The organism is bacterium SCSIO 12827, from assembly GCA_024397995.1.
Classification (GTDB): Bacteria; Pseudomonadota; Alphaproteobacteria; order Rhodospirillales; family Casp-alpha2; genus UBA1479.
Window position 1 is genome coordinate 2,135,493 of sequence record CP073746.1, and the last position, 24,902, is coordinate 2,160,394.

Sequence of the window (24,902 nt, forward strand, 5' to 3'; positions counted from 1 at the left end):
AATGGAATAAAGCGCGAAGGCTGAAGACGCTACTCCGCCGCGCCGGCGCGGCTGGCGGGAACGGCGTTGGCGTCTGCTTCCGCCTCGGCGTGATAGCGCTCGAGAATTTCAACTTCCTCGGCCGAGCCCATCATCACCGGGATACGCTGGTGGATGTCCGTCGGCTGGACGTCGAGGATCGGGCACTGCCCCGTGGTTGCCCGCCCGCCGGCATGTTCGATGATCATGGCCATGGGGGACGCTTCGTAGAGAAGGCGCAGGCGCCCGCCTTTTTCCCGGCATTTCTCATCGACCGGATACATGAACACCCCGCCCCGCGAAATCGCCCGGTGCACGTCGGCGACCATGGCCGCGACCCAGCGCATGTTGAAATCACGGCCGCGGGGGCCGGTTTTGCCCGCCAGGCATTCCTCGACATAACGCGCGACCGGTGCGTCCCAGAACCGCTGGTTCGACGCGTTGATGGCGAATTCCTTGGCTTTCTCCGGCACCTGGATGTCGCGTTCGACCAGCACGAATTCACCGACGTTGGGATCCAGGGTAAACTTGGTGACCCCTTTGCCCTCAAGCGTCAGCAGCATGGTCGTGGACGCGGAATACAGGACGTAGCCGGCGGCGATCTGGTTACGCCCGGGCTGCAGGAAATCTTCCTTGGTCGCCAGGCGCGTCGGATCGGGTGAGCGCAGGATGGAGAAGATCGTGCCCACCGGCCCGTTGATTTCGATGTTGGACGACCCGTCCAGCGGATCGAATACCAGGAGGTATTTTCCGCGCGGCTCGTCCATCGGGATGATGTAGGGGTCTTCCAGTTCTTCGGACGCCAGGGCCGTCAACTGCCCGCCGCGGCGGGTCCAGGCCAGGAAGGTGTCATTGGCCAGAACGTCCAATTCCTTCTGGGTCTCGTCCTGAATGTTCTGACCGACAGCACCGCCCAGGTTGCCCGCGAGGTCGCCGTGGTTGACCAGACTGGCCACGGCCTTACAGGCCGCCGCGATGTCGTTGATCAGCGAGGCAAGTTCGCCCGTCGCCTTCGGTTCGTTACGGACGTCCTCGTACAGGAAATGGGCGAGTGTCAGTCTTTCGCTACCCATTGTATCCCTCTTGCTTGTTTCATTATTGGGGCGCCGGCCGGCTAAGAACATATGCCAGACCCCCGCCGCCGATACCAGGGGTTTTGCCCCGCCGAACCGGGGCCCTCAAACGGGCTGAGGCCCCTCAGCCTCATCCAGAAAAGTAGCCTCCTTATCCTCGATGTAGCGGCTGAGGGCCAGCACCTTTCCCACGCACTCCCCACCGTCCGTGACCGGCAGGCGAAGTGCCTCATACTGTACGGTCCGGCCCGAGGGGGCTGTGAAGCGGTTGAGGTAGAGAATTGGCGCCCGCGCCGCGACGGCGCGTTCGTTCTGGTGCAGCATGGCATCGGCCAGGCCCGGAATCTTTAATTCCTTCACCGACTTGCCGGTCATGTCGACACCCTGCAGGTTGGTGCGCTCCGTCCCCCAATAGCGGAACACAAAACTGCGGTGGTCCGCGACCACATCCATGACGACCAGCCAGGGCAGAATCGTGGCGGGAAACTCGACAAGCCGGATATCGGCCCAGGCGGGCATGCCGTTCGCACCCGCGCGCGCCGCCCAGTAGCCGTGAAGCCAGGCAAAGTCGCCCGTAAACGTCGATGGATCGACAGGCAACTCCTCGGCGCTGAACGCGTCGTTCACAAAACCCACTCCCAAATCACCGCCAAAATCGGCGGCGCCTCTTCCCACACGCCATTGCAACCGGAAACCGGGTCCGGTGCAATGAATTACGTGTCGGATTTATCTACAGAAAATTGGCGTCCCCAAGGGGATTCGAACCCCTGTCTCCTCCGTGAAAGGGAGGTGTCCTAGGCCGGGCTAGACGATGGGGACGCTGTGGCCCATGGCCCGAAGGCGCACTTGGTATACGGCCCAAGACGCAAAATCAAGGGGACTTTTTCAATAATCGACATCAGCCCGCCGGCTGGGCGTCCTCGATCTGAAATTGCACCGTGGTTCGGCCGTTCCAGTTGTTGAAACGCAGGCGTCCCGCCAAGTGCATCAGACGTCCATCATGGTTCATCAAAGCCGGCCCCAAATCGGAATCAAGTGCCCGGAATGCAATGCCTTCAAGCACCCCCCGGCCGTCTTTCGCAACAGAACACTTCACGTGATTCTCGCCGACCCGGTCGGCATAGGTCAGGCGCACATGCGGCATGACGAAGCGCGGTTCCGGATTGCCGGCCCCGAAGGGGCCCAACAGGGCGATTTCCTCGACCAGGGCTTCGGTCGCCCCGTCGGGGCGGAGACCACCGTCCAGATAGAGTGTCGGCAGGATGCCGCCCTCCGCCACATGGGCCGCCACGCGGTCATCCAGAAAGGCCCGGAATGCCGCCAGACGGTCACGCGCAACGGTGAACCCCGCCGCCATGGCGTGGCCGCCGCCCTTGACGATCAGGCCCGCCTGCCGCGCGGCGATGATCGCAGCGCCCAGGTCCACGCCCTTGACCGAACGGCCGGAGCCAACGCCGAGATCACCGTCCCCGCCGCCGTTAAAGGCAATGACGCAGGCCGGCCGGTTGTAGCGTTCCTTCAGGCGGCTCGCGACGATGCCGATCACCCCCGGATGCCAGCCGTCGCCATGGGCCAGCGCCACGGCCCCCATGGCGTTGGCGCTGCCGCCGCCGGCGTCCTCAAGCTGCGCCATGGCCCCCTGCAGCACCGCGCTCTCTATGGTCTGGCGGTCGCGGTTGAAGGCGTCCAGCTTGCGCGCCAGGTGCCAGGCCTCGTCCTCGTGCTCCGTGGTCATCAACCGGTATCCCAGGTCCGATTCGCCGACCCGCCCACCGGCGTTGACCCGAGGCCCCATGACGAATCCCAGGTGATAGGCGGTCGGCGCCTCGTCCACCCCGGCCACGTCGGCCAAGGCCCGCAGGCCCAGGTTTCGCCGCCCGGCCATGACCTTCATCCCTTGCGTAACCAATGCGCGGTTAATTCCAGTCAAAGGCACCACGTCGCAGACCGTGCCCAAGGCGACCATGTCGAGCCATTGCAGCAAATCCGGCTCGGCCCGCGATGCGTACCATCCCGCACCCCGCAGCACCCGGTTGATGGCGACGACCAGAAGAAACGTCACGCCCACGGCGGCCAATTGGCCGTATCCGGCCGTCTCGTCCAGGCGATTGGGGTTGATGACGGCTTCGGCCTTGGGCAGATCGGCCTCGGCCGTGTGGTGGTCGACCACGACCACGTCGATGCCGGCGTCACGGGCGGCGGCCAGGGGCTCGAAGGCCAGCGTGCCGCAATCCACCGTGACCACAACGGATGCCCCATGATTGTCCTTCAGCCCCAGGATGGCCGCCGTATTGGGGCCGTAGCCTTCCTTGATGCGGTCGGGGATATGAACCGCCGTGCGTCCACCAACGGCGCGCACGAAACGGCTCAACAACGCCGACGAGGTCGCCCCGTCCACATCGTAGTCACCGAAGATGCCGATGCACTCGTTCTGCATGATGGCGCCGGCCAGGCGTTCCGCCCCCTGCCCCATGTCGAGGAACCGGTCCGGATCGGGCAGCAGGTCGCGCAGGGTCGGCGCCAGGAACCCCGGCACCTCCTCCACGTCGATGCCGCGGCCGGCCAGCACGCGGGCCGTCAGTTCGGAAAGTTCCCATCGTTGAACAAAGGTCTGCACGGTGCGCGGATCGACAGGCCTCTCCAGCCACTGCCGCCCGGTCAGCGACCGCTCGACGCCGAGAACCCGGGCCGTTTCGCCCCCAACATGCCGCGGATGGCCCGCTGTCCCGATGTCAGGACCTGCGAGAGAGCTTGGACACATGGTGGTGTCCTTCGATGTAGCGCAGCGTCAGCGTCTTGGAGCGCACGACGAGCGAATGAGTGGTTGCCATGCCGCGACCGGGGAACTGAACGCCCGACAGCATGGGCCCCGTGGTCACGCCGGTGGCGGCGAAGGTGACGTTGCCGGCGGCCATCTCGGTCAGCCCGTACTTGTGCTGGGGATCGGTAACTCCGGCCTTGCGCAGGCGCGCCGTCTCATCGTCATTGCGCACGATCAGGCGGCTTTGCATCTGTCCGCCCAGGCCACGCAAGGCGGCGGCGGCCAGCACGCCCTGGGTTGCCCGGCCACTGCCCAGGAAGATATCGACGCCCGAGCCCGGCAAAGCCGTGGCGACCACGCCGGACACGTCACCATCCAGGATCAGGCGAATGCGCGCCCCCGCTTCCCGCACCTTGGTAACGATCTGTGCGTGGCGGGGCCGGTCGAGCATGCAGACCACAAGGTCCGACACCTTGACCTTCTTGGCCTTGGCGAGGGCCGCCAGGTTATCCGCCGGATCGGCGTCCAGATCGACGACATCCTGGGGCAGGCCCGGACCAACGGCGATCTTTTCCATGTAGATGTTGGGGACCGACAGAAACCCGCCGTCCTGGGCCAGGGCGATGACCGACAGCGCGTTGTAGCCGCCGCGCGCGATGATCGACTTGCCCTCAAGCGCCAGCACGGCGACATCCGCCTTGGGCGCACCGCCGGTGCCGAGCTTCTGGCCGGTGTACAGATCCTCGACCTCACCTTCCTCGCCCTCGCCCATGCGCACGGTACCGTCCACCATGAGGGTGTCCAGGCTGTCCATCATCGCCTTCACGGCGGCCTCGTCGGCGGCGCGTTCGTCGCCGCCGCCCAGATGGGCCATGGCCGCCACGGCGGCGGCCTCGGTCACGCGAACGGCCTCAAGGGCCAGGTTGCGGTCGGTCACGGCATCGGTCACGGACGGATCCTCGTCATTCTTTTATTCGGACTACAGGTCTTCGATGCGAATGATACGCGGCGCCATAACCACGGCGTCAAGGGCGGCGATGGCGGAGACCGCGTCGATCATGTCCGATTCCAGGGTGTCGTGGGTGGTCATCACCACCGGTACGGGCTCTCCGGGATCGCGGGCGCGCTGAATGATCGATTCCATGGACACGTTATGCGCCCCCAATGCCTGGGCGATATCGGCGAACACACCCGGCTTGTCCACGACCTCGAACCGAAGGTAATAGCAGCCCCGGTGTGCCGACATGGGTACCGGCCGGGGGACAGCCAGATCCGCCGCCGGGCGGGCAAAGCACGGCACCATGTTGCCGCGCGCGATGTCGATAATGTCGGCGACCACGGCGGAAGCCGTCGGCCCCGCACCGGCCCCGCGGCCTTGCATCAGCACACGGTCGACGAAATCGCCTTCGGCGACGACGGCGTTGAACACTCCGTCGACATGATTGATCGGCGCGTCCAGCGGCACCATACAAAGATGCACTCGCTGCTCGACCCCCTCCGCCGTTTCCGTGGCGATCCCCAGAAGCTTGATGCCGAAGCCCAGTTCCTTGGCGAAGGACAGATCGACGGGCGAGACATGGCGGATACCCTCGACATGGACCGATTTGAAATCGACCTGGGTACCGAACGCCAGGGCCGCCAGGATCGCCAGTTTGTGAGCGGCGTCGACGCCGTCGATGTCGAAACTGGGATCGGCCTCGGCGTAGCCTTCCGCCTGGGCCTCGGCCAGCACGTCCTCAAATTCACGTCCGGTGTCGCGCAGTTCGCTGAGGATGTAATTGCAGGTCCCGTTGAGGATGCCGTAGACCCGGGAAATCGCATTGGCCGCTAGCCCTTCGCGCAGCCCTTTCAGGATCGGAATGCCGCCCGCCACGGCCGCCTCGAAGGCCAGCGCCACGCTCGATCTCTCGGCGGCGGCGGCAAGCGCCTGACCGTGGTGGGCGATCAGCGCCTTGTTGGCGGTGACGACATGCTTGCCGTTGGCCAGCGCCGCCGCACACAGGTCCTTGGCGACACCGTCAGAGCCGCCGATCAGTTCAACCACCACGTCCACGGTGGGATCGGCGGCCAGCGCCATCGGGTCATCGGTCCAGGAAACCCCGGACAGATCGACGCCGCGGTCCTTGTTGGGATCACGGGCGGAAACGGCGGTGATGTCGATGGCCCGGCCGGCCCGACGGGTAATCTCGTCCCGATGGGTGGCCAGGACCCGGACCGTGCCCGCGCCGACAGTGCCAAGCCCGGCAATGCCTAAGCGCAACGGTGCCGTCATCCGCCGAGGGCCCGCCTGCCGGAGTCCAGATTATCCAGATTGCCGGCGCGATAGCGTTGCATGAAGGACTTGATGGCGCGCAGGGCCTGCCGCGTCCGGTGGACGTTCTCCACCACCGCGATACGCACGAAGCCGTCACCGTGCTCGCCAAATCCGACGCCGGGTGCCACCGCGACCTGGGCTTCGGACAACAGAAGCTTGGAAAATTCGAGCGATCCCAGGTGGGCCATGTCCTCGGGGATCGGCGCCCAGGCGAACATGGTCGCCGGCGGCGCCGGCACGTCCCAGCCGGCCGACGCCAGGCCGGAAATCAGCACGTCGCGGCGTTCCTTGTAAACCGCGCGCATCTCGTCGACGCAGTCCTGCGGCCCATTCAGCGCGGCGGCGGCGGCCACCTGTATCGGCGTGAAGGCGCCGTAATCCAGATAGGATTTGACCCGCGCCAGGGCGGAGATCAGCTCCCGATTGCCGGCCGCGAACCCGATGCGCCAGCCGGGCATGGAATAGGTTTTGCTCATCGAGGTGAATTCGACGGCAATGTCCCAGGCGTTCTGAACCTGCAGGATCGACGGCGGCGGATTGTTGTCGAAATAGACTTCCGAATAGGCCAGATCCGACAGGATGTAGATTTCGTGGAAGCGGCAGAAATCCACGACCTGCTCGTAAAACGCCAGATCACAGAGTTCCGCCGTCGGATTGTTCGGGTAGTTGAGAACGATCGCCGTCGGCTTGGGCACGCTGTGCTGCACCGCGCGTTCCAGTGCTTCGAAGAAGGTCTGATCCGGTTTCACCGGGATGTTGCGCACAGCGGCGCCGGCGATAATGAAGCCGAACTGATGGATCGGATAGCTGGGGTTCGGCACCAGGATCACGTCGCCGGGGCTGGTGATGGCGGCCGACAGGTTGGCGAGACCTTCCTTGGACCCCAATGTCACGATGGCTTCGTGTTCCGGGTCCACGGCGACGTTGAAGCGGCGTTCATAATATGCCGACAGCGCCTTGCGCAGACCGGGAATGCCGCGCGAATTAGAATAGCGGTGGGTCTTCGGGTCCTGTGCCGCCTCAACCATCTTGTCGACGATATGCTGCGGCGTCGGCAGGTCCGGGTTGCCCATGCCGAAATCAATGATGTCCTCGCCGTTGGCGCGGGCGCGCGCCTTCATGGCGTTCACTTCCGCGAACACATAGGGCGGGAGACGGCGAATACGGTGGAATTCCTGTTTCATCGTGGCTTCATCATGTGCCAGAGCGGGGACGGATACAACAGCCATGCCGGGCGCGAACGCGCGCTCTGCGGCGCGTTCCGACCCTGGACAGGCGGCAATCCTTTAGCGGCAAAAGCCTCAGCGCGTCAAAAAGATTTCCGCGCGACGGTTTCCGGCCTCGCCGTTCGGCATGATTTCCTGGTACAGCGGCTGCGTATCGGACAACGCCGCCGTTGCGACCGTGCGACGATTCGCGCCGCGCCGGATCAGCTCCTTGGCCACCATCTTGGCCCGCTCTGCGGACATCTTGTAGTTCACCAGACGGTGCTTTTCCGGGCTCAGGTTGCGCGTCCGCGAAGACGAATGGCCGACCACATGCAGGGTGCCCCCCCGCTCCTTCTGCAAGGCAACGACCTGGGCGAGGATCTGACGGTCGCGCACCGACAACCGGGAAGAGCCGTTGGGGAACACGATGGTCGCGACCCGCGTCGCCCCCGGCGGCAACGGCTGCGACTGGGGAGTCCCCGCCACGGCAGCCCCTTCCATGACCGTGGCCGGAAGCTCGGTCATCCCCGGCTCGATGACGCCGTCACCGGAAATCACCATGGTTTCGCCGACGCCCACGCCGGACGGCATGCCGGTCGGGCGCACGAACTTGGGTTCTTCCCCGGCGGCGGCGAGAATTTCAGCCAACCGTTTCTGCATGCGGTTCTGGAATCCGGAGAATTCGGCTTCCTGTTCAGCCTGGGTCGGGATCGTGAATTGCGGCACGCCCGGCACCGTGGTCGCCAACTGCTCCTCGCCGGCGGGCGGGGTCAGGGTTTCCTTGGGCTGGGTCAGCTTGGGTCCCTCGGCCATGGCCTTGGGCGTTTCGGATGCCGCCGGCTTTTCAGCCATCGGCGTCGGGGCGGGCGGCGCCGCGGGGGCGGCTGCCGGGCGCACCGGGTCGGCGGCGGCGCTTTGGTCTTGGCGGGAAATCGCGGGGGCGTAACGCGGGCGGTCCGGGTCGGCGGCAAGGCCCAGGTTACGGCTTTCCTGCTGCTTGGTCACATCGGACACCTTGGGGTATTCCGTGGACGACTGTTCCTGGCCGGCGGCTTCCGCGACCTGCTGCTCGCGCTGACGGCGCGCCTCTTCCTCGGGGTCACCCGCGGATTTGTCGCCAGAGAACAGGTCGACTGTGCTTTTGTACCATTCGGCCGGATTGACGGCGTCGGGCACCGACGAACAGCCGGTCATGAGGACCGCCAAGACGGCAGCCATCGGCACGGACCGCAACAGGCCTCGATGCAGACTCGCTCGAAACTGAATAACGTCCTCCTTGATCACGCCCATGTGCCGCAATACTCCCTTCCCTAAATTCAGCCCCCGAACGCTGATGATACGTTCTTTCAGGGGGCTCCCCACCTTGAATTTCCTAATATGCCGGTTTACAACCCCGCCAACCGGCGGAGACGGCAGGTATCGTCCGAACCCAGGATTCTCGTCGCCAGAGATGTCGTTTGCACAACAACGATTCCACGCCACCCCGGCTTCTTCGCAATCCGGTATCATATTTTGCCTCAATCGCCTAGTCGGAGCAAAGGACGCAGCGCCCAATGAGTAAGAAGCCCAGCGGCCCGACACCAGCAGACAATACGCCCGAGTCCGCAAACCCCTACATTGAGATCGCGGAACGCAGCCAGCGCCTCGTCAATGACTGGCTGACCCGGCATGGCAATGAAATCCAGGCGCCGGACGTCGACCCCCTGAACGTCGGCGAGGCATTCATCGAAATGACCCGCCACATGATGGCCAACCCCCAGAAAATGATGGAATCGGGGCTATCGCTTTGGCAGGGCTATATGGAGCTGTGGCAATCGACGGCCCTGCGCTTGTTGGGCGCGGAGGCCGAACCCGTGGCCGAACCCGCGCGCGACGACCGGCGATTCCGCGACGAGGCCTGGTCGGAAAACCAAGTCTTCGACTTCATCAAGCAGTCCTACCTGCTGACTGCGAAGTGGCTGGAATCGACGGTTCACGACGTCGAAGGCCTGGATCGCAAGACCCAGCACAAGGTCGATTTCTACACAAAGCAGTTCGTCAACGCCCTGTCACCGACCAATTTCCTGATGACAAATCCGGAAGCCCTGCGCGCGACGGTCGAAAGCAAGGGCGAAAATCTCGTCAACGGACTTAACAATCTTTTGGAAGACCTGGAACGCGGCGACGGCAAGCTGGCGATCCGTATGACCGACATGGAGGCGTTCGAGATCGGCAAGAACGTCGCCACCGCCAAGGGCAAGGTCGTCTACCGCAACGACCTGATCGAACTGATCCAGTTCGACCCCCTGACCGACAAGGTTTCGCAGACGCCCCTGTTGATCGTGCCGCCGTGGATCAACAAGTTCTACATCCTCGACCTGAGGCCGGAAAACTCGTTCATCCGCTGGGCATCGGAACAGGGCCACACCGTCTTCGTCATCTCCTGGGTCAACCCGGACGCCAAACTGGCCCGGAAAACCTACGACGATTACATGCTCGAAGGCCCCCTCGCCGCCATGGACGCCATCGAACAGGCAACCGGTGAACGCGCCATCAACATCATCGGCTATTGCCTGGGCGGCACCCTGACGGCGGCGACATTGGCCTGGATGGCGGCGCAGAAGGGGCAACAGTGGAAGGACCGCATCAAATCCGCGACCTTCTTCACCACCATGGTCGATTTCGCCGAGGCCGGGGACCTTTCCGTATTCGTCGACGAAACGCAGCTCGCCAACATGGAAGCCAAGATGAACGAGCGCGGCTACCTTGAAGGCACGGAAATGGCGACCACCTTCAACATGTTGCGGGCCAACGACCTGATCTGGTCCTTCGTGGTCAACAACTACCTGCTGGGCAAGGACCCCTTTCCCTTTGATCTGTTGTTCTGGAATTCGGATTCAACCCGCATGCCGGCCGCCATGCATGCGTTCTACCTGCGCAATATGTACCTGGAAAACAAGCTGGCCACGCCGGGCGGCATTTCGCTTGCGGGCACGCCCATCGACCTGACCCGGGTCGACGTGCCGACCTACATGATTTCAACCCGCGAAGACCATATCGCGCCATGGAAGGCGACCTACGCGGGGACGCAGATCTACAAAGGCCCCGTTCGCTTCGTGCTGTCGGCATCGGGCCATATCGCGGGCGTGATCAATCCGCCGGCGGCGAACAAGTACTGCTATTGGACCAATGCCCAGACGCCGAAAGACCCGGACGCCTGGTTGGACAAGGCCAAGCAGCACGAAGGGTCCTGGTGGCCCGATTGGGACGCCTGGGTCAAGAAGCAGTCGGGCAAGAAAACGGTGCCGGCCCGCATCCCCGGTGACGGCAAGCTGCCGGCCCTGGACGACGCCCCCGGCACCTACGTCAAGATTCGCGCATCCTGACCACCCGCAAGCGCCCGGCCCACGGCCTGTTCCAACAAGGCCGCCGCGTCTTTCAGGGCATCAGTGGGATAGGCCGTATATCCCAGGACCAGCCCATGGCGGCGTTCGGGCCCGGCGTAATAGCCGGACAAGGCACGTGCGGTAATGTCGACGGCCGCCGCCTCGCGGGTGATCGCACCGTCCGCCAAGTTTCCGCCCGGCCCGCCGGGTGCCAGAGTAACGGTCAATTGCATGCCGGCATCATCATCGGGCACATCGAACAGACCGTCGAACCGTGTGACCAGTTCGTCCCGCAAGACCGTCTGCCGCTCCCCATAAATCTGCCGCATGCGCCGGACATGGGCGCCGAAACGCCCTGACTCCATGAAATCGGCGAGGATCGGCTGCATGGCCAAGGCGGGAAAGTCATCAACGACACCGCGCAGGCGGACGAAGGCGTCAATCAGCGGCTCCGGCACCACCAGATAGCCTAAACGCAGGGCCGGAAACATGACCTTGGAAAAGGTACCGACATAGATCACCCGGTCACCACCATCCAATCCCTGAAGTGCGGCCAGCGGCCGCCCCCGGTAGCGGTATTCGCTGTCGTAGTCGTCTTCCAGCACCCAGAACCCAGCATCCCGCGCCCAAGACAACAAGTCCAGGCGGCGCGCCAGGGACATGGTCGATCCCAGGGGGAACTGATGCGACGGCGTCACCGCCAGCAGACGTGGATGCGGGGCCTGCTTACGCGCATGGGCCACATCCAATCCCTCGCCGTCCACCGGCGCCTGCACGACCCTGGCCCCGGCCGAGGAAAAGGCCGAGATCAAACCCCGATAGCCGGGGTTTTCCATGACCACGGGCGCCCCCGGTTCCAACAGTACGCGCGCGCAAAGATCGATGCCCTGCTGCGCCCCCGAAGTGATGACGACCTGATCGGCGATGCATTTGGCCCCGCGCACGGCAACCAGATAGTCGGCGATGGCCCGGCGCAGGGGCGCATGACCGCGGCCGTCCCGGTCTTCCAGCAAGGCCAGAGGCGGTCGCCGCCAAAAGCGGCCCACGGCGCGGCCCCATTCGTCGAAGGGAAAGGCGGCGACATCGGGAAGGCCCGGAAGGAAGGGACGGTGCGTCCCCGGCCCGGGCGAATGACGGGATATCAGATCAAGCACCCGCGCCGGCAAGGGCGGCGGCGCCGCGGCATCGGCGGGCAACGGCCCCGCGGCGCGCAGGTCGCCGGACAAATCCGGCAGATCCACGGAAACCCGTGTGCCCGCCCCCGGCCGGGCTTCGGTGAAACCCTCGGCCAGCAATTGATCATAGGCAGCAAGCACCGTGTTTCGGGAGATTTCCAGTTCGCGGGCGAGGATGCGGCTGGCCGGAAGGCGCGCGCCCGGGCGCAGGACCCCGGCCAGGATCAGGCTTTTGATTCCTTTGTAGAGCTGCTCGTTCAAGGGCAGCGCACCAGACCTGTCCAAGTCCAGATCGATCAGCTGGGAATCCCGGCCCAGTTTCATGCGGCCCGGAGAGGTCATTTAAATGGCTCCGTAAGAATAACATTTATGGCTCTTTCTTAAGAACCAACTTGCACGGTACAGGGAGATCATCATTGCCGGCAAGGCAGTATTCGATCATGCGAAAAGGAACCGGACCATGCCCACTTTCCCTGACCTGCGGGTCACCGAGCGCTCAAAGGTCAAACGGGTGCCCAAGCGCGCCGCCTATGATCGCGCCACGGTGGACGCGATCCTGGACGCGGGCCTGATGTGCCATGTCGGATATGTGATTGATGACGCCCCTTACGTGACGGCGACCTGCTACTGGCGGCACGGCGACCGTGTGTACTGGCACGGATCGGCGGCCAGCCGCATGCTCCGCACGGTGACCAGCGGCGTGCCGGTCTGCTTCACGGTGTCGCACCTGGACGGCTTGGTCATGGCACGGTCGGGCTTCCACCATTCCGTCAATTACCGGGGGGTGACCCTATTCGGCGAGGCGGTCAAGATCGAGGACCCGGCGGAGAAGCTGGCGACCTTGAAGGATTTCACGGACCGCCTGTCCCCCGGCCGCTGGGAGGAACTGCGCGAGACCACGGATCAGGAGCTGAAGGGCACCACCATCTGCGCGCTGACCATCGACGAAGGCTCGGCCAAGGTGCGCGCGGGCGGGCCCGTCGATGATGAACCCGATTACGATCTCAACGTCTGGGCCGGGGTCGTGCCGATCACCACGGTGGTCGGCGAACCCGTGGCCGATGATCGCCTGAAACCGGGCATTCCTGAGCCCGACTACCTGCGCCGCATTTCCATCGGCGCGCCGCCCCGGGGATAGCGCTATCATGCGCGCATGACCTTCGACGGCCTGACCCTCACGACAATCCTCATCGCCATCAGCGCCATGGGCTTCGGCTGCGCGTTCCAGGCGGCGCTGGGGCTGGGGTTCGCCTTGCTGGCGGCCCCCGTGCTGGCCCTGCTGGACCCTGCCTTCGTGCCTGGCCCCATGCTCCTGGCGGGAACCGTGCTGGCCGCCCTGACGGCTTACGGCGAGCGCGACGCCATCGACCGCCGCACGCTGGCGACCTGTCTGATCGGCTTGGCCGTGGGCACGGTGGTCGGCGCGGTCGTCCTCCAGGCCGTGCGGGGCATGGACCTGCAGCGCGTGTTCGGCGTCATGATCCTGCTCGCCGTCGGCGTCAGCCTCATGGGAAAGACCGTCGCCGCCAAGGGACGCAGCCTACTCATCGCCGCCGGTATTTCCGGCGTCATGGGGATCATGGCCGGGCTGCACGGCCCGGTGATCTCCCTTGCTTTTCAGAATGCCGAACCCCGGGTCGCCCGCGCCATGCTGGGCGCCTATTTCACGGTCGCCTATCTGTCGGCGGTGGCGGCCCTGGCCCTGGTCGGGTCATTCGGCGCGCCGGAGGCCGGCCGCACTCTGGTGCTGCTGCCCGGCGTGGCGGTCGGTCTGGCCCTGGCCCCGATCACCCGGCGCTACATCAACCGCGACCGCCTGCGCATCGCGATCCTCGCCATTGCGGCGGTCAGCGGTCTGATCCTGATCGTGAAATAGCCGACCGCGCCTTACGACGGCTTCAGGGCCTTTTCCAACAGTAGGCGCGCAGCGGCGCGCGGATCGGCCCGCCGCGCGGCCAGGTCATCGATCAGATCGGCCATGTCCGGCGCCAGGCGCTTGAATTCGCGGCGCATGTGGTCGAGCGCCGCCGTTTCAAGCCGCATCAAGGCGATGCGCCGGCGCCGGGCCTTGTCTTCGCCGCTTGATGCAAGGTGTTGGCCGTGGTCGATCACGGCTTGCGCCAGGTCGGCGACACCTTTGCCCGTGTTGGCGCTGGTCGCGATCACCGGCACGCGCCAACCGGTCGCCCCCTCGCCCCGCCCCTGACGGCCGGTCAGGCCCAAATCCTGGGCCCCCGCCAGGTCGGCAGCGGTCTGATCCGCATCGGCGCGGTCGGCCTTGGTCACGACATGAATATCGGCGATTTCCAGGATGCCCGCCTTCATGGCCTGGACCCCGTCGCCCAACCCCGGCGGCGAGGCGACGATCACCGTATGGGCCGCCGCCGCGACATCGACCTCGTCCTGGCCGACACCGACGGTCTCGATCACCACGACCTGGAAGCCACAGGCGTCCAGCACATCCACGGAATCAAGCGCCGGGCGCGCCAGCCCGCCCATGGCGCCCTGGGTCGCGAACGATCGTATGAACACGCCGTTGTCGCTGCCGTGGTCGCCCATGCGGACCCGGTCGCCCAGAATGGCGCCGCCGGAAAACGGGCTGGAAGGATCAATGGCGATGACACCGACGGTCAGGTTCCGCTGACGCAATTCCTTGACCAAGGCGTTGACCAGGGACGACTTACCAGCCCCTGGTGGCCCGGTGACGCCGACCACATGGGCCGATCCCGCGGCCTGATAAACTCGGGCCATCAGATCGCCGTCTGTCGACCCGGATATCGGCGCAGCGTTGCCGGTGGTTTCGGCCAGGGACAACAGCTTGGCAATAGCCCGCCGGTCGCCGCCTTGCGCGGCGGCAAGTAGGTCTGGCGATGGATCCGGCTTGGGGGCTGCCATGGCCAGGGCCTCAGTCGCTCGACGGTATGGGACGGTTGCGGCTCAATTTGCGCAGGTCATGGCCCGCCAAGCGGTATTCGGCACTCAGGTCGTCGTACACGGGCCAGATGTAATCCAGCATCTTTTGGTCATTGGGGCCGACCTTGCGCAGGAATTTGGCCGGCCGCCCGGCCCAGACCTCGCCGGGGCCGATCTGCTTGCCCGGCGTGACCAGGGCGCCGGCGGCGATCAGCGATCCCTTGCCGACCACCGCACCGTCCATCACGCAGGCCTGCATGCCGATCATGGAATCGTCCTCCAGCGTGCAGGCATGCAAAAGCGCCATATGCCCGACCGTGACCCGGTCGCCCAGGATCGTTGGATAGCCCTTGGAATCGACATGAACGACCGTGCCGTCCTGGATGTTCGTATCGTTGCCGATACGAATGAAGTTCATATCCCCCCGCAACACACAGGAATACCAGATCGACGACTTGGTCCCGATCGTCACGTCCCCGATGATGATGGCATTTTCCGCGATGAAGGCGGTTTCGTCGATCTGCGGATGCTTGTCCTTGAAAGGAAGGATCACACCGCCGGGCTGGCGCGAAGATATCATTCAGAAATCACCTTAGTTTTTTGTTTCAATGTATTGTTTTTTAAGAATTTTTAATGAACGGAAGCATTTCCTTGAAAGCCTCCGTTCCGGCCCGCCCCAGCCATTCATAGATAACCATTTCCGTGGTCACGATGCCGGCCCCGGCCGCGCCCAGACGATCCAGGCAGGCCTTTTCACTTTCCAGGGTGCGCGAGGCCGTGGCGTCGGTGACGACGAAGATCTCGTACCCCTTGTCCATCAGATCGACACCGGTCTGCATGACGCAGATATGGGCTTCCATCCCCGTGATGACCACTTGGCGGCGGCCTGTGGCCTCGAACGCCTTCTGGAACAGTTCCTCGTTCATGCAGGAGAAATGAATTTTCTCGAACACCTGGGCCTCGGGCGCGATGCCCTGCAGCTGCGGCACCGTGCGCCCCAATCCCTTGGGATACTGTTCCGTCATCAGAATGGGCACGCCCATGCGATCGGCGGCACGCATCAGCAGCGCCGTATTGCGGATCACCTTGGCCGGTGATTGCATGGCGGGGGCCAACTTGTCCTGGATATCGATGACGACCAGGCAGGAGAGTTCGGGCTTTATCAGCATCTTGATTTCCTTAATCGGCGAGCCAATAGCGCAGAACCGCGCTGACCGCCTCGGGCCGTTCCAGGGGCGAAAGATGGCCGCAGTTTTCGACGATCACCAGTTTAGCACCGGGGATGGCGGATGCCATTTCTTCGTGCACCGCAGGCGGCGTCATGACGTCGAGCCGACCACACAGAACCAACGTCGGACAGGCAATCGCGGCCAGATTGGGCCGATTGTCCGGGCGCTCGATGATGGCCGTCTGCTGGCGCTGATAAGCCTCCGCCCCCACGTTGCGGGCCGAGGCGCGAACGACGGCGGTCAATTCCCCATCGTCCTGGCGGTTTGCAGCGATGAAGCCCGTCATGTGGTGATCGATGACGCCGTCCAGATCGCCCATGGCGGCCCTGGCCATCAGTTCGCGGCGGCCTGCCGTGCGTTCGGGCGTGTCCGGGCCGGGGGCGGTGTCGAGCAAGGCCAAGCGGGTCACCCGTTCCGGCGCCAGACGCATGACGGCCTGGGCCGCGTAGCCGCCCATCGACAATCCGCAGAGCGCGAAGCGGTCGGGCGCCGCGTCCAACACGCGCCGGGCCATGTCGTCAATACTGCCGTCCTGTGTCATGTCGGCCACGGTCATTTCCGCGACGTCGGTCAAGGTCGCCAACTGATGCCCCCATAGCGCCGTGTCACACAGCAGCCCGGGCATGAACAGAAGCGGCGTTCGGTCAGACATGAAACCTCCTTCGGGGACCGTGACAAATCGGTAGCGGTCGGCAGAAATCCGCCGCCCAACCCCCGCTTATCATTGACTTCGGGTCGGGAACACCTAATATCCGGCTCACACGGCCCGGGGAAGTCTCCGAGGGTCAAAATCCAAGCCCCCATAAGGTGACCACCCAGCCCGGGCGGCGCAACTCCCGAAGTGGAGCAATATGTCCTTTTCAGACCTCGGCCTCAGCGACGAACTCCTCAAAGCGATTTCCGACGCAGGCTACACCGACCCCACCCCCATCCAGGCCCAGGCCATTCCCCAAGTCCTGATGGGCCGCGATATTCTGGGCTGCGCCCAGACGGGCACGGGCAAGACGGCATCCTTCACCCTTCCGATGATCGATATCCTGGCCTCGGGCCGGGCCAAGGCGCGCATGCCGCGCTCGCTGATTCTGGAGCCGACCCGCGAACTGGCCGCCCAGGTCGCCGATAATTTTGAGATCTACGGCAAATACCACAAGCTGAACCATGCGCTGCTGATCGGCGGCGAAAACATGAGCGAGCAGATCAAGCGCCTGGAAAAGGGCGTCGACGTGCTGATCGCCACCCCGGGCCGTCTGATGGACGTTTTTGACCGCGGCCATCTATTGCTGCGCGACGTGAAGGTTCTGGTGATCGACGAAGCCGACCGCATGCTCGACATGGGCTTCATCCCCGATGTCGAGAAAATCGTCTCCAAGCTTCCGCAGATGCGCACGACGCTGCTGTTCTCGGCCACCATGCCGCCGGAAATCAAGCGCTTGGCCGACCGCTTCCTGATGAACCCCAAGGAAATCACCGTATCCAAGCCGGCCACGGCGGCGGAAACGATCAAGCAGCTCTTGGTCATGGTCACCGGCGCCGGGCGCGACCAGGCCTCCATCGCCAAGCGCAAGCGCGAGATCCTGCGGAAGCTGATCGAGCGCGAGCAGCCCAAGAACGCCATCATCTTCTGCAACCGCAAGCGTGACGTCGACGTCGTCTACAAGTCGCTGGAACGCCACGGTTACAACACCGCGGCGCGTCTGCACGGCGACATGGTGCAGTCCGTGCGCATGGAAACCTTATCCAAGTTCAAGAGCGGCGACGTGACCCTGTTGGTGTGTTCCGACGTGGCGGCGCGCGGGCTCGACATCCCGGCCATGAGCCATGTCTTCAACTTCGACGTGCCGACCCATGCCGACGACTATGTCCACCGCATCGGCCGCACGGGCCGCGCCGGACGCGAAGGTGTGGCGATCTCCATCGCCGTCCCGTCCGACGGCAAATACGTGGACGCCATCGAAAAGCTGATGGGCCGCTCCATCGATCAGGACCCGATGAGCAGCACCGGCGGCGGCAATGGCAGCAGTGGCAGTGCCGATGACACTGCCAGCGCCCCGGAAAAGGAAGCACGCGGCGAACGTGGCCGGGGTCGAGGACGTGACCGAGGCCGGGGCCGCAAACCGGCATCAGACGACACCAAGACCGAACCGGCGGCCGATGCCGTGACCGAGACCACCGTAACCGCGGAACCGGTCAAGGACGCCCCCAAGACGGAAGCACCCGCCGCAGAGGAACCGGCCGCGAAAACGAGTCGCGCCCGTAGAAGCCGCTCGGACCAGCGCAATGACGCGGGCACGATGGACGACAAGGACGTCGTGTTTGGGCAAAGCGATCAGGTTCCGGCCTTCCTCAAGAACTTCTAAGCCGCCTCCCTCCCGGCCCCTCTGGGGCACGAAAGCCCACCTATTCCCTTCAGGTGAATTGACGCCTCGGCGCCGGTCAATCCGGCGGCCGAGGCTTCGCGCTTTTCGATACAGATCATGAGAATTTTTCGATGTTCGGCGGCGGGCCGCTCTTCGATATTGAGCGCCTTCCGTCAACCATCAACCGAGGAACATCTGCAATGAAACGGACCGTTCTTTCTGCCGCCATCTTCGCCTTCGTCATGGCCCTGGGCTTCTCCGCCGCGTCGACCGCCGTCCTGGCCGCCGACAAGAAGGAAAACCCCTGCGCCAAGATGACCGACAAGGCCGAGAAGAAAGCCTGCATGAAGGCCCAAGCCGACGCGAAGAAAGCGACCAAGAAGTAATTGGGACACCGCGCCCGCAGTTGCGGCGCGCACCGATCAAGAAGGGGCAGACGGCCTGAACCGTCTGCCCCTTTGCGTTTCAGGAGACCGCGTACGCTGCGTCGGTCAGATCAACCCAGACAGCGGTGACGACGGATCGGCGTACATTTTGCGCGGCATGCGCCCGGCCAGATAGGCCATGCGCCCGGCCTTGACCGCGTGTTTCATGGCGCGAGCCATCATCACCGGGTCCTTGGCTTCGGCGATGGCCGTGTTCATCAGCACGCCGTCGCAGCCCAGTTCCATGGCGATGGCCGCGTCCGACGCCGTACCAACGCCGGCGTCAACGATCACCGGCACCTCGGACTGTTCCTTGATCAGACGAATGTTAACCGGATTCTGGATACCCAGGCCGGAACCAATGGGCGCCCCCAGCGGCATGATGGAGACGGCCCCCGCCTCCTCCACCCGCTTGCACAGGATCGGATCGTCCGAACAATAGGCCATGACCTGGAAACCTTCTTCCGTTAGCGCGCGGGTCGCCTCGATGGTTTCCGGCATCATCGGATAAAGCGTGCGCTGTTCGCCCAGAATTTCCAGCTTCACCAGGGTCCAGCCGCCGGCTTCCCGCGCCAGGCGCAGGGTGCGCACCGCATCGTCGGTGGTGAAGCAGCCCGCCGTATTGGGCAGATAGGTGTATTTCTTGGGGTCCAGATAATCGACCAGCAGCGGCTGATTGGGGTCCGTCAGGTTCACGCGCCGGACGGCGACGGTGATCATTTCCGCCTCCGCCGCCTCGGCGGCCTGACGGTTCAGGTCATAATTCTTGTACTTTCCGGTGCCGATGATCAGGCGCGAGCGAAATTTGTGCCCGGCGACCTCCAGAATATCCTCATCCTCGGATACGGGGGCCGAATCCGGGGCACCGCCGCCGATGAAATGCACGATTTCCAGGCGATCGCCGTCTTCCACACCGATCTGGCCGTAGCCGGATTTGGGGACGATTTCCAAATTGCGCTCAACCGCGACCTTGGCCGGGTCCAGGCCGATTCGGGTGAGAAGCTGCGCCACCGACAGGGGAGCATCCAGGGAATGGGTTTCGCCGTTGATCTGAACTTGCATGAAGAATTTATCCTCGGGGCCGTTGGTCGCGCCGTCGTTGAAGCCTGTACAGGCCTTTGTCCGGGGGGCTTTACAGGGATTATGGGGCCGCGGCCAGCCGCTTTCAACGCCGGGATGGGGAGAAACGGGATGTTTCTCAGAACTCAGCGCGTGCTATAAGCCCGCTACCTTATGACGGAAGGCGGCTCGGCGCGTTCGCCGCGCCGGGAACGGAACCATGACAGCGACGATTCTGATCCTCAACGGCCCGAACCTGAACCTTCTGGGCACGCGCGAACCCGACATCTACGGGCGCGAGACGCTGGCGACCATCGAATCCGCCTGCCGGACGCGCGGCCAGGGCCTAGGCCTGGACGTGGATTTCCGCCAATCCAACGACGAAGGCGAACTGGTCACCTGGATCCAGGAAGCCCCCAAGGCGCACGCCGGGATCATCATCAACGCCGGCGCCTACACCCATACCTCGGTCGCGATTCTCGACGCGCTTTCGGCTATCGACATGCCGATCATCGAGGTGCACCTTTCCAACATTCACAGGCGTGAAGAGTTCCGGCATCATTCCTTCGTCTCCAAGGCCGCCGACGGCATGATTTGCGGTCTCGGCGGACAGGGCTACGAACTGGCGCTCGACGCGCTGGCAAAACGACTGAAAAACAACGGGTAAGGGACCATGGCAAGAAGCCCCAAAGCGACCGATATCGACGCGGATGCCGTCCGCAAGCTGGCCAGTCTCCTGGAAGAGACGGGCCTGACGGAAATCGAATACACCCACGACGACTGGTCGCTGCGCGTATCCAAGGGGGCGACCGCCGTGACCGCCACCCCCATGGCCGTGGCCCCCGTCGCCGATGCCCCCTCTGCTGAACAGGGTGTGCCCGCCGGCGCCGTCACCTCCCCCATGGTCGGCGTGGTCTATACCTCGCCCGACCCCGAAAGCCCCGATTTCGTCAAAGAAGGCGATACGGTGAAGGAAGGCGACACCCTGCTGCTGGTCGAGGCCATGAAGGTGTTCAACCAGATCACCGCCCCCCGCGCCGGCACGGTGAAGCGGGTCCTGGTGACCAGCGGCACCCCCGTCGAGTTCGGCGAACCCCTCCTGATTCTCGAATAGGAGGCAGGCCTTGTTTGAAAAGGTCCTGATCGCCAACCGGGGGGAAATCGCGCTGCGCATCCTGCGCGCCTGCCGCGAAATGGGCATTTCCACGGTCGCCGTCCATTCCACCGCCGATACAGACGCCATGCACGTGCGCTTCGCCGACGAAAGCGTGTGCATCGGCCCGCCGTCGGCCAAGGACAGCTACCTGTCGATCCAGGCCGTGCTGTCGGCCGCCGCCATTTCGGGGGCCGACGCCATCCATCCCGGCTACGGATTCCTGTCGGAAAACGCCGATTTCGCCCAAATGGTCGCCGAACACGGCTTCACCTTCATCGGTCCTTCGGCCGATCACATTCGGCTGATGGGCGACAAGGTCCAGGCCAAGGCTGCCGCCAAGGCCGCCGGCATCCCCGTGGTGCCCGGATCGGACGGTGCCATCGAGGACATCAAGGACGTGGCCCTGGTCGCCAAGGACATCGGGTATCCCGTGCTGATCAAGGCCGCCGCCGGCGGCGGCGGGCGCGGCATGCAGGTGGTGCGCCGGGAAGAAGACCTGGAAGACCTGGTCAAGGTGGCCCAGAGCGAGGCCAGCGCCGCCTTCGGCAACGGCGCCGTCTACATGGAAAAGTACCTGGACAAGCCGCGCCACATTGAAATTCAGATCATGGCCGATATGCACGGCAACGTCGTGCATCTGGGTGAGCGCGACTGCTCCCTGCAGCGCCGGCACCAGAAGGTCCTGGAAGAAGCCCCTTCGCCGGCCCTCAATGCGGCACAGCGGGCCGAAATCGGCGAGATCACGGTCAACGCCATTTCCAAGCTGGGGTATCAGAGCGCCGGCACGGTCGAATATCTGTACGAGGACGGGAAGTTCTACTTCATCGAGATGAACACCCGCCTGCAGGTCGAACATCCGATCACCGAGGCGATCACCGGCATCGACATCGTGCGCGAGATGATCCGCGTCGCCCAGGGGGCCAAGCTGTCGATGACCCAGGAAGACATCATCCTGCGCGGTCATGCCATTGAATGCCGCATCAACGCGGAAGATCCCGTGACCTTCGCGCCCTCTCCGGGCAAGGTCGGCGTCTATCATGCGCCGGGCGGCCTGGGCGTGCGCGTCGATTCCGCCCTGTATTCCGGCTACACAGTGCCACCCCACTACGATAGCATGATCGCCAAGCTGATCGTTCACGGCGCGTCACGGAACGAGTGCCTGATGCGCCTGCGACGGGCGCTTGAGGAATTTGTGATTGATGGCATCTCGACGGGCATACCCCTTCAACAGCGCATCATCGGCGAACGGGATTTCGTCGATGGTTCCTATGACATCCACTGGCTTGAAACCCTCATGGCCGCGGACAAGGACAACGCCTGACGTTCCTGCCGAGCGTATTTCATGAGCCGGCGCGACCAAACCCAGGAAAGCCTGCCCGCCGAACTTTTGCTGCGCGCCTATGCCGCCGGCATCTTTCCCATGGCCGAAAGCCGCGACGACCCGCAGGTGTTCTGGGTCGATCCCAAACAGCGTGGCGTACTGCCGCTGGAAACCTTCCACATCTCAAAAAGCCTGCGCAAGGTCCTGCGCCGGGGCGAATTCCTCGTGCGGGCCAACTCGGCGTTCGAGCGGGTGCTTGACGAATGCGCCGCCCCCGGCCCGGGGCGCAAGGGTACCTGGATCAACGAGCCGATCCGCGACGCCGTCATCGAGCTGCACAACCTGGGCTTCGCCCATTCCCTCGAAACCTGGAAGGACGGCGAGCTGGCCGGCGGGCTTTACGGGGTAGCGCTGCGGGGGGCGTTCTTCGGCGAGAGCATGTTTTCGCGCACGGCCAACGCGTCCAAGGTCGCCCTCGCCCATCTGGTGGCGCGCCTGCGCCTGGGCGGCTTCCGCCTGCTCGACACCCAGTTCGTGACCGACCACTTGAAGACCTTCGGCTGCGAGGAAATTCCCGCCCGCGACTATCAGAAACGCCTGGAATCGGCGCTTGAGTATCAGGCCCGATTTCCCCTCAACCCGGCCCCGGACCGGGTTTCTACGGAACTAGAGGCGATGGCGGAAAAATCCGCTATTTAGGGGGGGCTGCGTCCATAGGCTCCGCGCAATCGAGCACCCAGATGTCATAGACCGGGTGTTCCAGGGCGTTGAGCGCCGGGCTGGAGGCGAACATCCAACCGCGGAACAGGCTGATCGCCGGCTCACCGGGGCGAATTTCCCAAATATCGAGAAAGGCCGCGGATTCCGGAGGTTCCTCCGGCGGGCGCTTGTCACAGCTGCGGGCGATGATCTCGAGGGTGCCGAAGCGCACGACCTCGCCGACCCGGGCTTCCAGGGTCGAAACCCGCGCCGTGACCTTATCCAGCCCCTGCAGGATAACCTTGTTCATGGGGGCCGCGCCTGCCGGAAAGGCGGCGATGATGCCAATCAAGGCGATGAGGAGAAGCCGCATCGCGGCCTATTTCCCCCCCGTGGCCAGGAAGATGATCTCGCCGACCTGATCCTCAAGGGACTTGAAGTCCTCAACCCTGGCGATGCGCCCGCCCGCGGGCAGCGTTTCCGAGGCCTGTCCCGGCTTCAGGCGAATGTATTTTCCACCCAGGATGCCTTCGGAGCCGATCGTCGCCACCGTGTCCTTCGGCAGTTTCACATCCGGGCGGATCGACATGATGACAACGGCCTCGAACGTCTGCGGGTCAAGAACGCGGTCAAGAACGGTGCCGATCTTGATGCCGTTGATGCGCACGTCGCTGCCGTTGGACAGGCCGCCGATCTTGAGGAAATGCGCCTTGATTTCGTATCCGGAGACGGCCTTGACCTGGGCCACGTTGAAGGCGAAGAACAGAAACACCCCGGCGACGATCAGCACGACGCCGCCCAGGACCGTTTCGATTGCATTACGTCCCATATCCGGTCTCTCCGCCCCTTATTTCGTCTGCCCGGCCGCCGTTTCGGCGGCGGCCCGGCGCTCTTCCATGGCGGCCCGGCCCTGGGAAATGATCAGATCCAGAATGTCACCGACAACCTGGGCATCCTGGGTAATGGCGATCAGATCGCCGGTTTTCAGCCCCTGCTCCGACGCACCCGGCTCCAAAACGATATACTTTCCGCCGAACAGGCCGTCGGTCTGCACCGAGGCCGACGAATCGTTCGGCACCATCACGCCATCGGTCAGATTAAGGGTCAGCACGGCGCGGAACTTGTCATCCAGGCGCTGGGCCGCGACCTTGCCGATTCGAACGCCGCCCATGCGGACCTCGGCCCCGGGTGCTATTCCATCTACCCGGCCAAACAGGGCATCGACCCGGATGCGGCCGTCCGCGCCGGAGGTCACGTCGCGGCTTTGGTTCATGAAGCCGAGAACCGCCAGAAGCAAGACAAGCGCCAAAGCGCCGATCATCTGTTCCTTGGTTTCGAGTGTCATCGGTATCCGACCGTCATCGCAGCGCCCCGGCCAAGGAGCCACAAATCATTCCGGCTTCCAGGCTTCGTAGTCGCCCGTGGCATGGGCGCGGGTACCGCCCTTGAAATCGTGGCCCGCGGGGCGGTAGGCACCGGCGGTTCCCGTCAGGTTGGGGACATGTTCCTTCTGCCACGGCCGCGCCCGGGTGGCGCTCTCGGTCAGCGGCTCCGCAGAGGTGTGGTGCAGCCAGGAATGCCATTCCGGCGGCACCTTGGAGGCTTCCTTGCGGCCCTTGTACAGAACCCAGCGGCGTTCGCGGCCGTACAACGACCCGCCCTTGTTCTTGTAATAACGGTTGCCGAACTCGTCGGTGCCGACGAGCTTGCCGTGAATCCAGGTATGCAGCAGCGTTCCGATGTCCATGGGGTCTCATATCCGCCTGATGTACCGCGGGAATATGGCACCATGCGGGCGCAAGGTCCAGCCCGCTTGACCGACTTTACCG

At 64.2% G+C, this 24,902-nt stretch carries 26 protein-coding genes and 1 tRNA gene; 9 read left to right on the forward strand and 18 right to left on the reverse strand.

Going from position 1 to position 24,902, the window contains the following annotated elements; genetic code table 11:
* Positions 1-29: 29 nt before the first annotated feature.
* The 8 genes from KFF05_09985 to KFF05_10020 form a co-directional block, all read right to left on the reverse strand.
* Entirely contained in the window at positions 30-1,091 is a 1,062-nt protein-coding gene (locus tag KFF05_09985) for a class 1 fructose-bisphosphatase (protein ID UTW50304.1), read from the reverse strand.
* A 105-nt stretch (positions 1,092-1,196) separates the two neighbouring features.
* Positions 1,197-1,718, reverse strand: coding sequence for a PAS domain-containing protein (locus KFF05_09990; protein ID UTW50305.1), 522 nt, complete (start codon positions 1,716-1,718; stop codon positions 1,197-1,199).
* A 114-nt stretch (positions 1,719-1,832) separates the two neighbouring features.
* Positions 1,833-1,910: transfer RNA gene (locus KFF05_09995), tRNA-Glu, on the reverse strand.
* A 79-nt stretch (positions 1,911-1,989) separates the two neighbouring features.
* Positions 1,990-3,852, reverse strand: coding sequence for a single-stranded-DNA-specific exonuclease RecJ (gene recJ, locus KFF05_10000; GenBank protein ID UTW50306.1), 1,863 nt, complete (start codon positions 3,850-3,852; stop codon positions 1,990-1,992).
* Complete coding sequence (gene glpX / locus KFF05_10005) at positions 3,824-4,801, reverse strand: class II fructose-bisphosphatase (protein UTW50307.1); 978 nt, start codon at positions 4,799-4,801, stop codon at positions 3,824-3,826. The genes recJ and glpX overlap by 29 nt, the downstream gene beginning before the upstream one ends.
* A 30-nt stretch (positions 4,802-4,831) precedes the next feature.
* Positions 4,832-6,124, reverse strand: a complete 1,293-nt coding sequence (locus KFF05_10010; GenBank protein UTW50308.1) for a homoserine dehydrogenase — start codon at positions 6,122-6,124, stop codon at positions 4,832-4,834.
* Complete coding sequence (locus KFF05_10015) at positions 6,121-7,350, reverse strand: LL-diaminopimelate aminotransferase (GenBank protein UTW50309.1); 1,230 nt, start codon at positions 7,348-7,350, stop codon at positions 6,121-6,123. The genes KFF05_10010 and KFF05_10015 overlap by 4 nt, the downstream gene beginning before the upstream one ends.
* Before the next feature lie 117 nt (positions 7,351-7,467).
* Positions 7,468-8,664, reverse strand: a complete 1,197-nt coding sequence (locus KFF05_10020; GenBank protein ID UTW50310.1) for an OmpA family protein — start codon at positions 8,662-8,664, stop codon at positions 7,468-7,470.
* Between the two features lie 263 nt (positions 8,665-8,927).
* Between KFF05_10020 and phaC the strand changes: the two genes are divergently transcribed.
* The gene (gene phaC / locus KFF05_10025) at positions 8,928-10,739 is read left to right on the forward strand and encodes a class I poly(R)-hydroxyalkanoic acid synthase (protein UTW50311.1); all 1,812 of its coding nucleotides are present in this window, start codon (positions 8,928-8,930) and stop codon (positions 10,737-10,739) included.
* Here the strand turns inward: phaC and KFF05_10030 are convergent.
* Complete coding sequence (locus KFF05_10030; protein ID UTW53666.1) at positions 10,715-12,238, reverse strand: PLP-dependent aminotransferase family protein; 1,524 nt, start codon at positions 12,236-12,238, stop codon at positions 10,715-10,717. The genes phaC and KFF05_10030 overlap by 25 nt on opposite strands.
* A 136-nt stretch (positions 12,239-12,374) precedes the next feature.
* On the opposite strand from KFF05_10030, the gene KFF05_10035 reads away from it, so the two are divergent.
* Positions 12,375-13,052 (forward strand): pyridoxamine 5'-phosphate oxidase family protein, encoded by a 678-nt coding sequence (locus tag KFF05_10035; protein ID UTW50312.1) that lies wholly within the window; start codon positions 12,375-12,377, stop codon positions 13,050-13,052.
* Between the two features lie 15 nt (positions 13,053-13,067).
* On the forward strand, positions 13,068-13,790 hold the full coding sequence (locus tag KFF05_10040; GenBank protein UTW50313.1) for a TSUP family transporter: 723 nt from the start codon (positions 13,068-13,070) through the stop codon (positions 13,788-13,790).
* 11 nt (positions 13,791-13,801) lie between these two features.
* On the opposite strand, the gene meaB is transcribed toward KFF05_10040, so the two are convergent.
* Genes meaB through KFF05_10060 form a run of 4 tightly spaced genes read right to left on the reverse strand, consistent with a single transcriptional unit; the run spans position 13,802 to position 16,708 of the window.
* Entirely contained in the window at positions 13,802-14,809 is a 1,008-nt protein-coding gene (gene meaB, locus KFF05_10045; GenBank protein UTW50314.1) for a methylmalonyl Co-A mutase-associated GTPase MeaB, read from the reverse strand.
* A 10-nt stretch (positions 14,810-14,819) separates the two neighbouring features.
* Complete coding sequence (locus KFF05_10050) at positions 14,820-15,407, reverse strand: gamma carbonic anhydrase family protein (GenBank protein ID UTW50315.1); 588 nt, start codon at positions 15,405-15,407, stop codon at positions 14,820-14,822.
* Between the two features lie 40 nt (positions 15,408-15,447).
* Entirely contained in the window at positions 15,448-15,996 is a 549-nt protein-coding gene (locus KFF05_10055) for a hydrolase (GenBank protein UTW50316.1), read from the reverse strand.
* 10 nt (positions 15,997-16,006) lie between these two features.
* Positions 16,007-16,708: an alpha/beta fold hydrolase gene (locus KFF05_10060; protein UTW50317.1), complete on the reverse strand. Its 702-nt coding sequence runs from the start codon at positions 16,706-16,708 to the stop codon at positions 16,007-16,009.
* A 199-nt stretch (positions 16,709-16,907) separates the two neighbouring features.
* Here KFF05_10060 and KFF05_10065 point away from each other — a divergent pair, with 199 nt between their 5' ends.
* Both KFF05_10065 and KFF05_10070 read left to right on the forward strand, forming a co-directional pair.
* Positions 16,908-18,413, forward strand: coding sequence for a DEAD/DEAH box helicase (locus KFF05_10065; protein UTW50318.1), 1,506 nt, complete (start codon positions 16,908-16,910; stop codon positions 18,411-18,413).
* 200 nt (positions 18,414-18,613) lie between these two features.
* Positions 18,614-18,799 carry a hypothetical protein gene (locus KFF05_10070; protein ID UTW50319.1) on the forward strand — a complete coding sequence of 62 codons (186 nt, stop codon included), beginning with the start codon at positions 18,614-18,616 and terminating at the stop codon, positions 18,797-18,799.
* Positions 18,800-18,904: 105 nt separating this feature from the next.
* Here KFF05_10070 and thiS read toward each other — a convergent pair whose 3' ends face one another.
* Positions 18,905-19,900 (reverse strand): sulfur carrier protein ThiS, encoded by a 996-nt coding sequence (gene thiS / locus KFF05_10075; protein UTW50320.1) that lies wholly within the window; start codon positions 19,898-19,900, stop codon positions 18,905-18,907.
* Positions 19,901-20,117: 217 nt separating this feature from the next.
* On the opposite strand from thiS, the gene aroQ reads away from it, so the two are divergent.
* The 4 genes from aroQ to aat are packed head-to-tail and all read left to right on the forward strand — an operon-like array spanning position 20,118 to position 23,073.
* Complete coding sequence (gene aroQ / locus KFF05_10080) at positions 20,118-20,564, forward strand: type II 3-dehydroquinate dehydratase (GenBank protein ID UTW50321.1); 447 nt, start codon at positions 20,118-20,120, stop codon at positions 20,562-20,564.
* 6 nt (positions 20,565-20,570) lie between these two features.
* On the forward strand, positions 20,571-21,011 hold the full coding sequence (locus KFF05_10085; protein ID UTW50322.1) for an acetyl-CoA carboxylase biotin carboxyl carrier protein: 441 nt from the start codon (positions 20,571-20,573) through the stop codon (positions 21,009-21,011).
* Between the two features lie 10 nt (positions 21,012-21,021).
* On the forward strand, positions 21,022-22,374 hold the full coding sequence (gene accC / locus KFF05_10090) for an acetyl-CoA carboxylase biotin carboxylase subunit (protein ID UTW50323.1): 1,353 nt from the start codon (positions 21,022-21,024) through the stop codon (positions 22,372-22,374).
* Positions 22,375-22,395: 21 nt separating this feature from the next.
* Complete coding sequence (aat, locus tag KFF05_10095) at positions 22,396-23,073, forward strand: leucyl/phenylalanyl-tRNA--protein transferase (GenBank protein ID UTW50324.1); 678 nt, start codon at positions 22,396-22,398, stop codon at positions 23,071-23,073.
* Here aat and KFF05_10100 read toward each other — a convergent pair.
* Genes KFF05_10100 through KFF05_10115 form a run of 4 tightly spaced genes read right to left on the reverse strand, consistent with a single transcriptional unit; the run spans position 23,066 to position 24,820 of the window.
* The gene (locus tag KFF05_10100) at positions 23,066-23,446 is read right to left on the reverse strand and encodes a DUF2155 domain-containing protein (protein ID UTW50325.1); all 381 of its coding nucleotides are present in this window, start codon (positions 23,444-23,446) and stop codon (positions 23,066-23,068) included. The two genes, aat and KFF05_10100, sit on opposite strands and share 8 nt — an antisense overlap.
* Positions 23,447-23,452: 6 nt before the next feature.
* The gene (locus KFF05_10105; GenBank protein ID UTW50326.1) at positions 23,453-23,902 is read right to left on the reverse strand and encodes an outer membrane lipid asymmetry maintenance protein MlaD; all 450 of its coding nucleotides are present in this window, start codon (positions 23,900-23,902) and stop codon (positions 23,453-23,455) included.
* Between the two features lie 18 nt (positions 23,903-23,920).
* Positions 23,921-24,418 carry an MCE family protein gene (locus KFF05_10110; GenBank protein UTW50327.1) on the reverse strand — a complete coding sequence of 166 codons (498 nt, stop codon included), beginning with the start codon at positions 24,416-24,418 and terminating at the stop codon, positions 23,921-23,923.
* Between the two features lie 45 nt (positions 24,419-24,463).
* Positions 24,464-24,820 (reverse strand): NADH:ubiquinone oxidoreductase subunit NDUFA12, encoded by a 357-nt coding sequence (locus KFF05_10115; GenBank protein UTW50328.1) that lies wholly within the window; start codon positions 24,818-24,820, stop codon positions 24,464-24,466.
* Positions 24,821-24,902 lie beyond the last annotated feature (82 nt).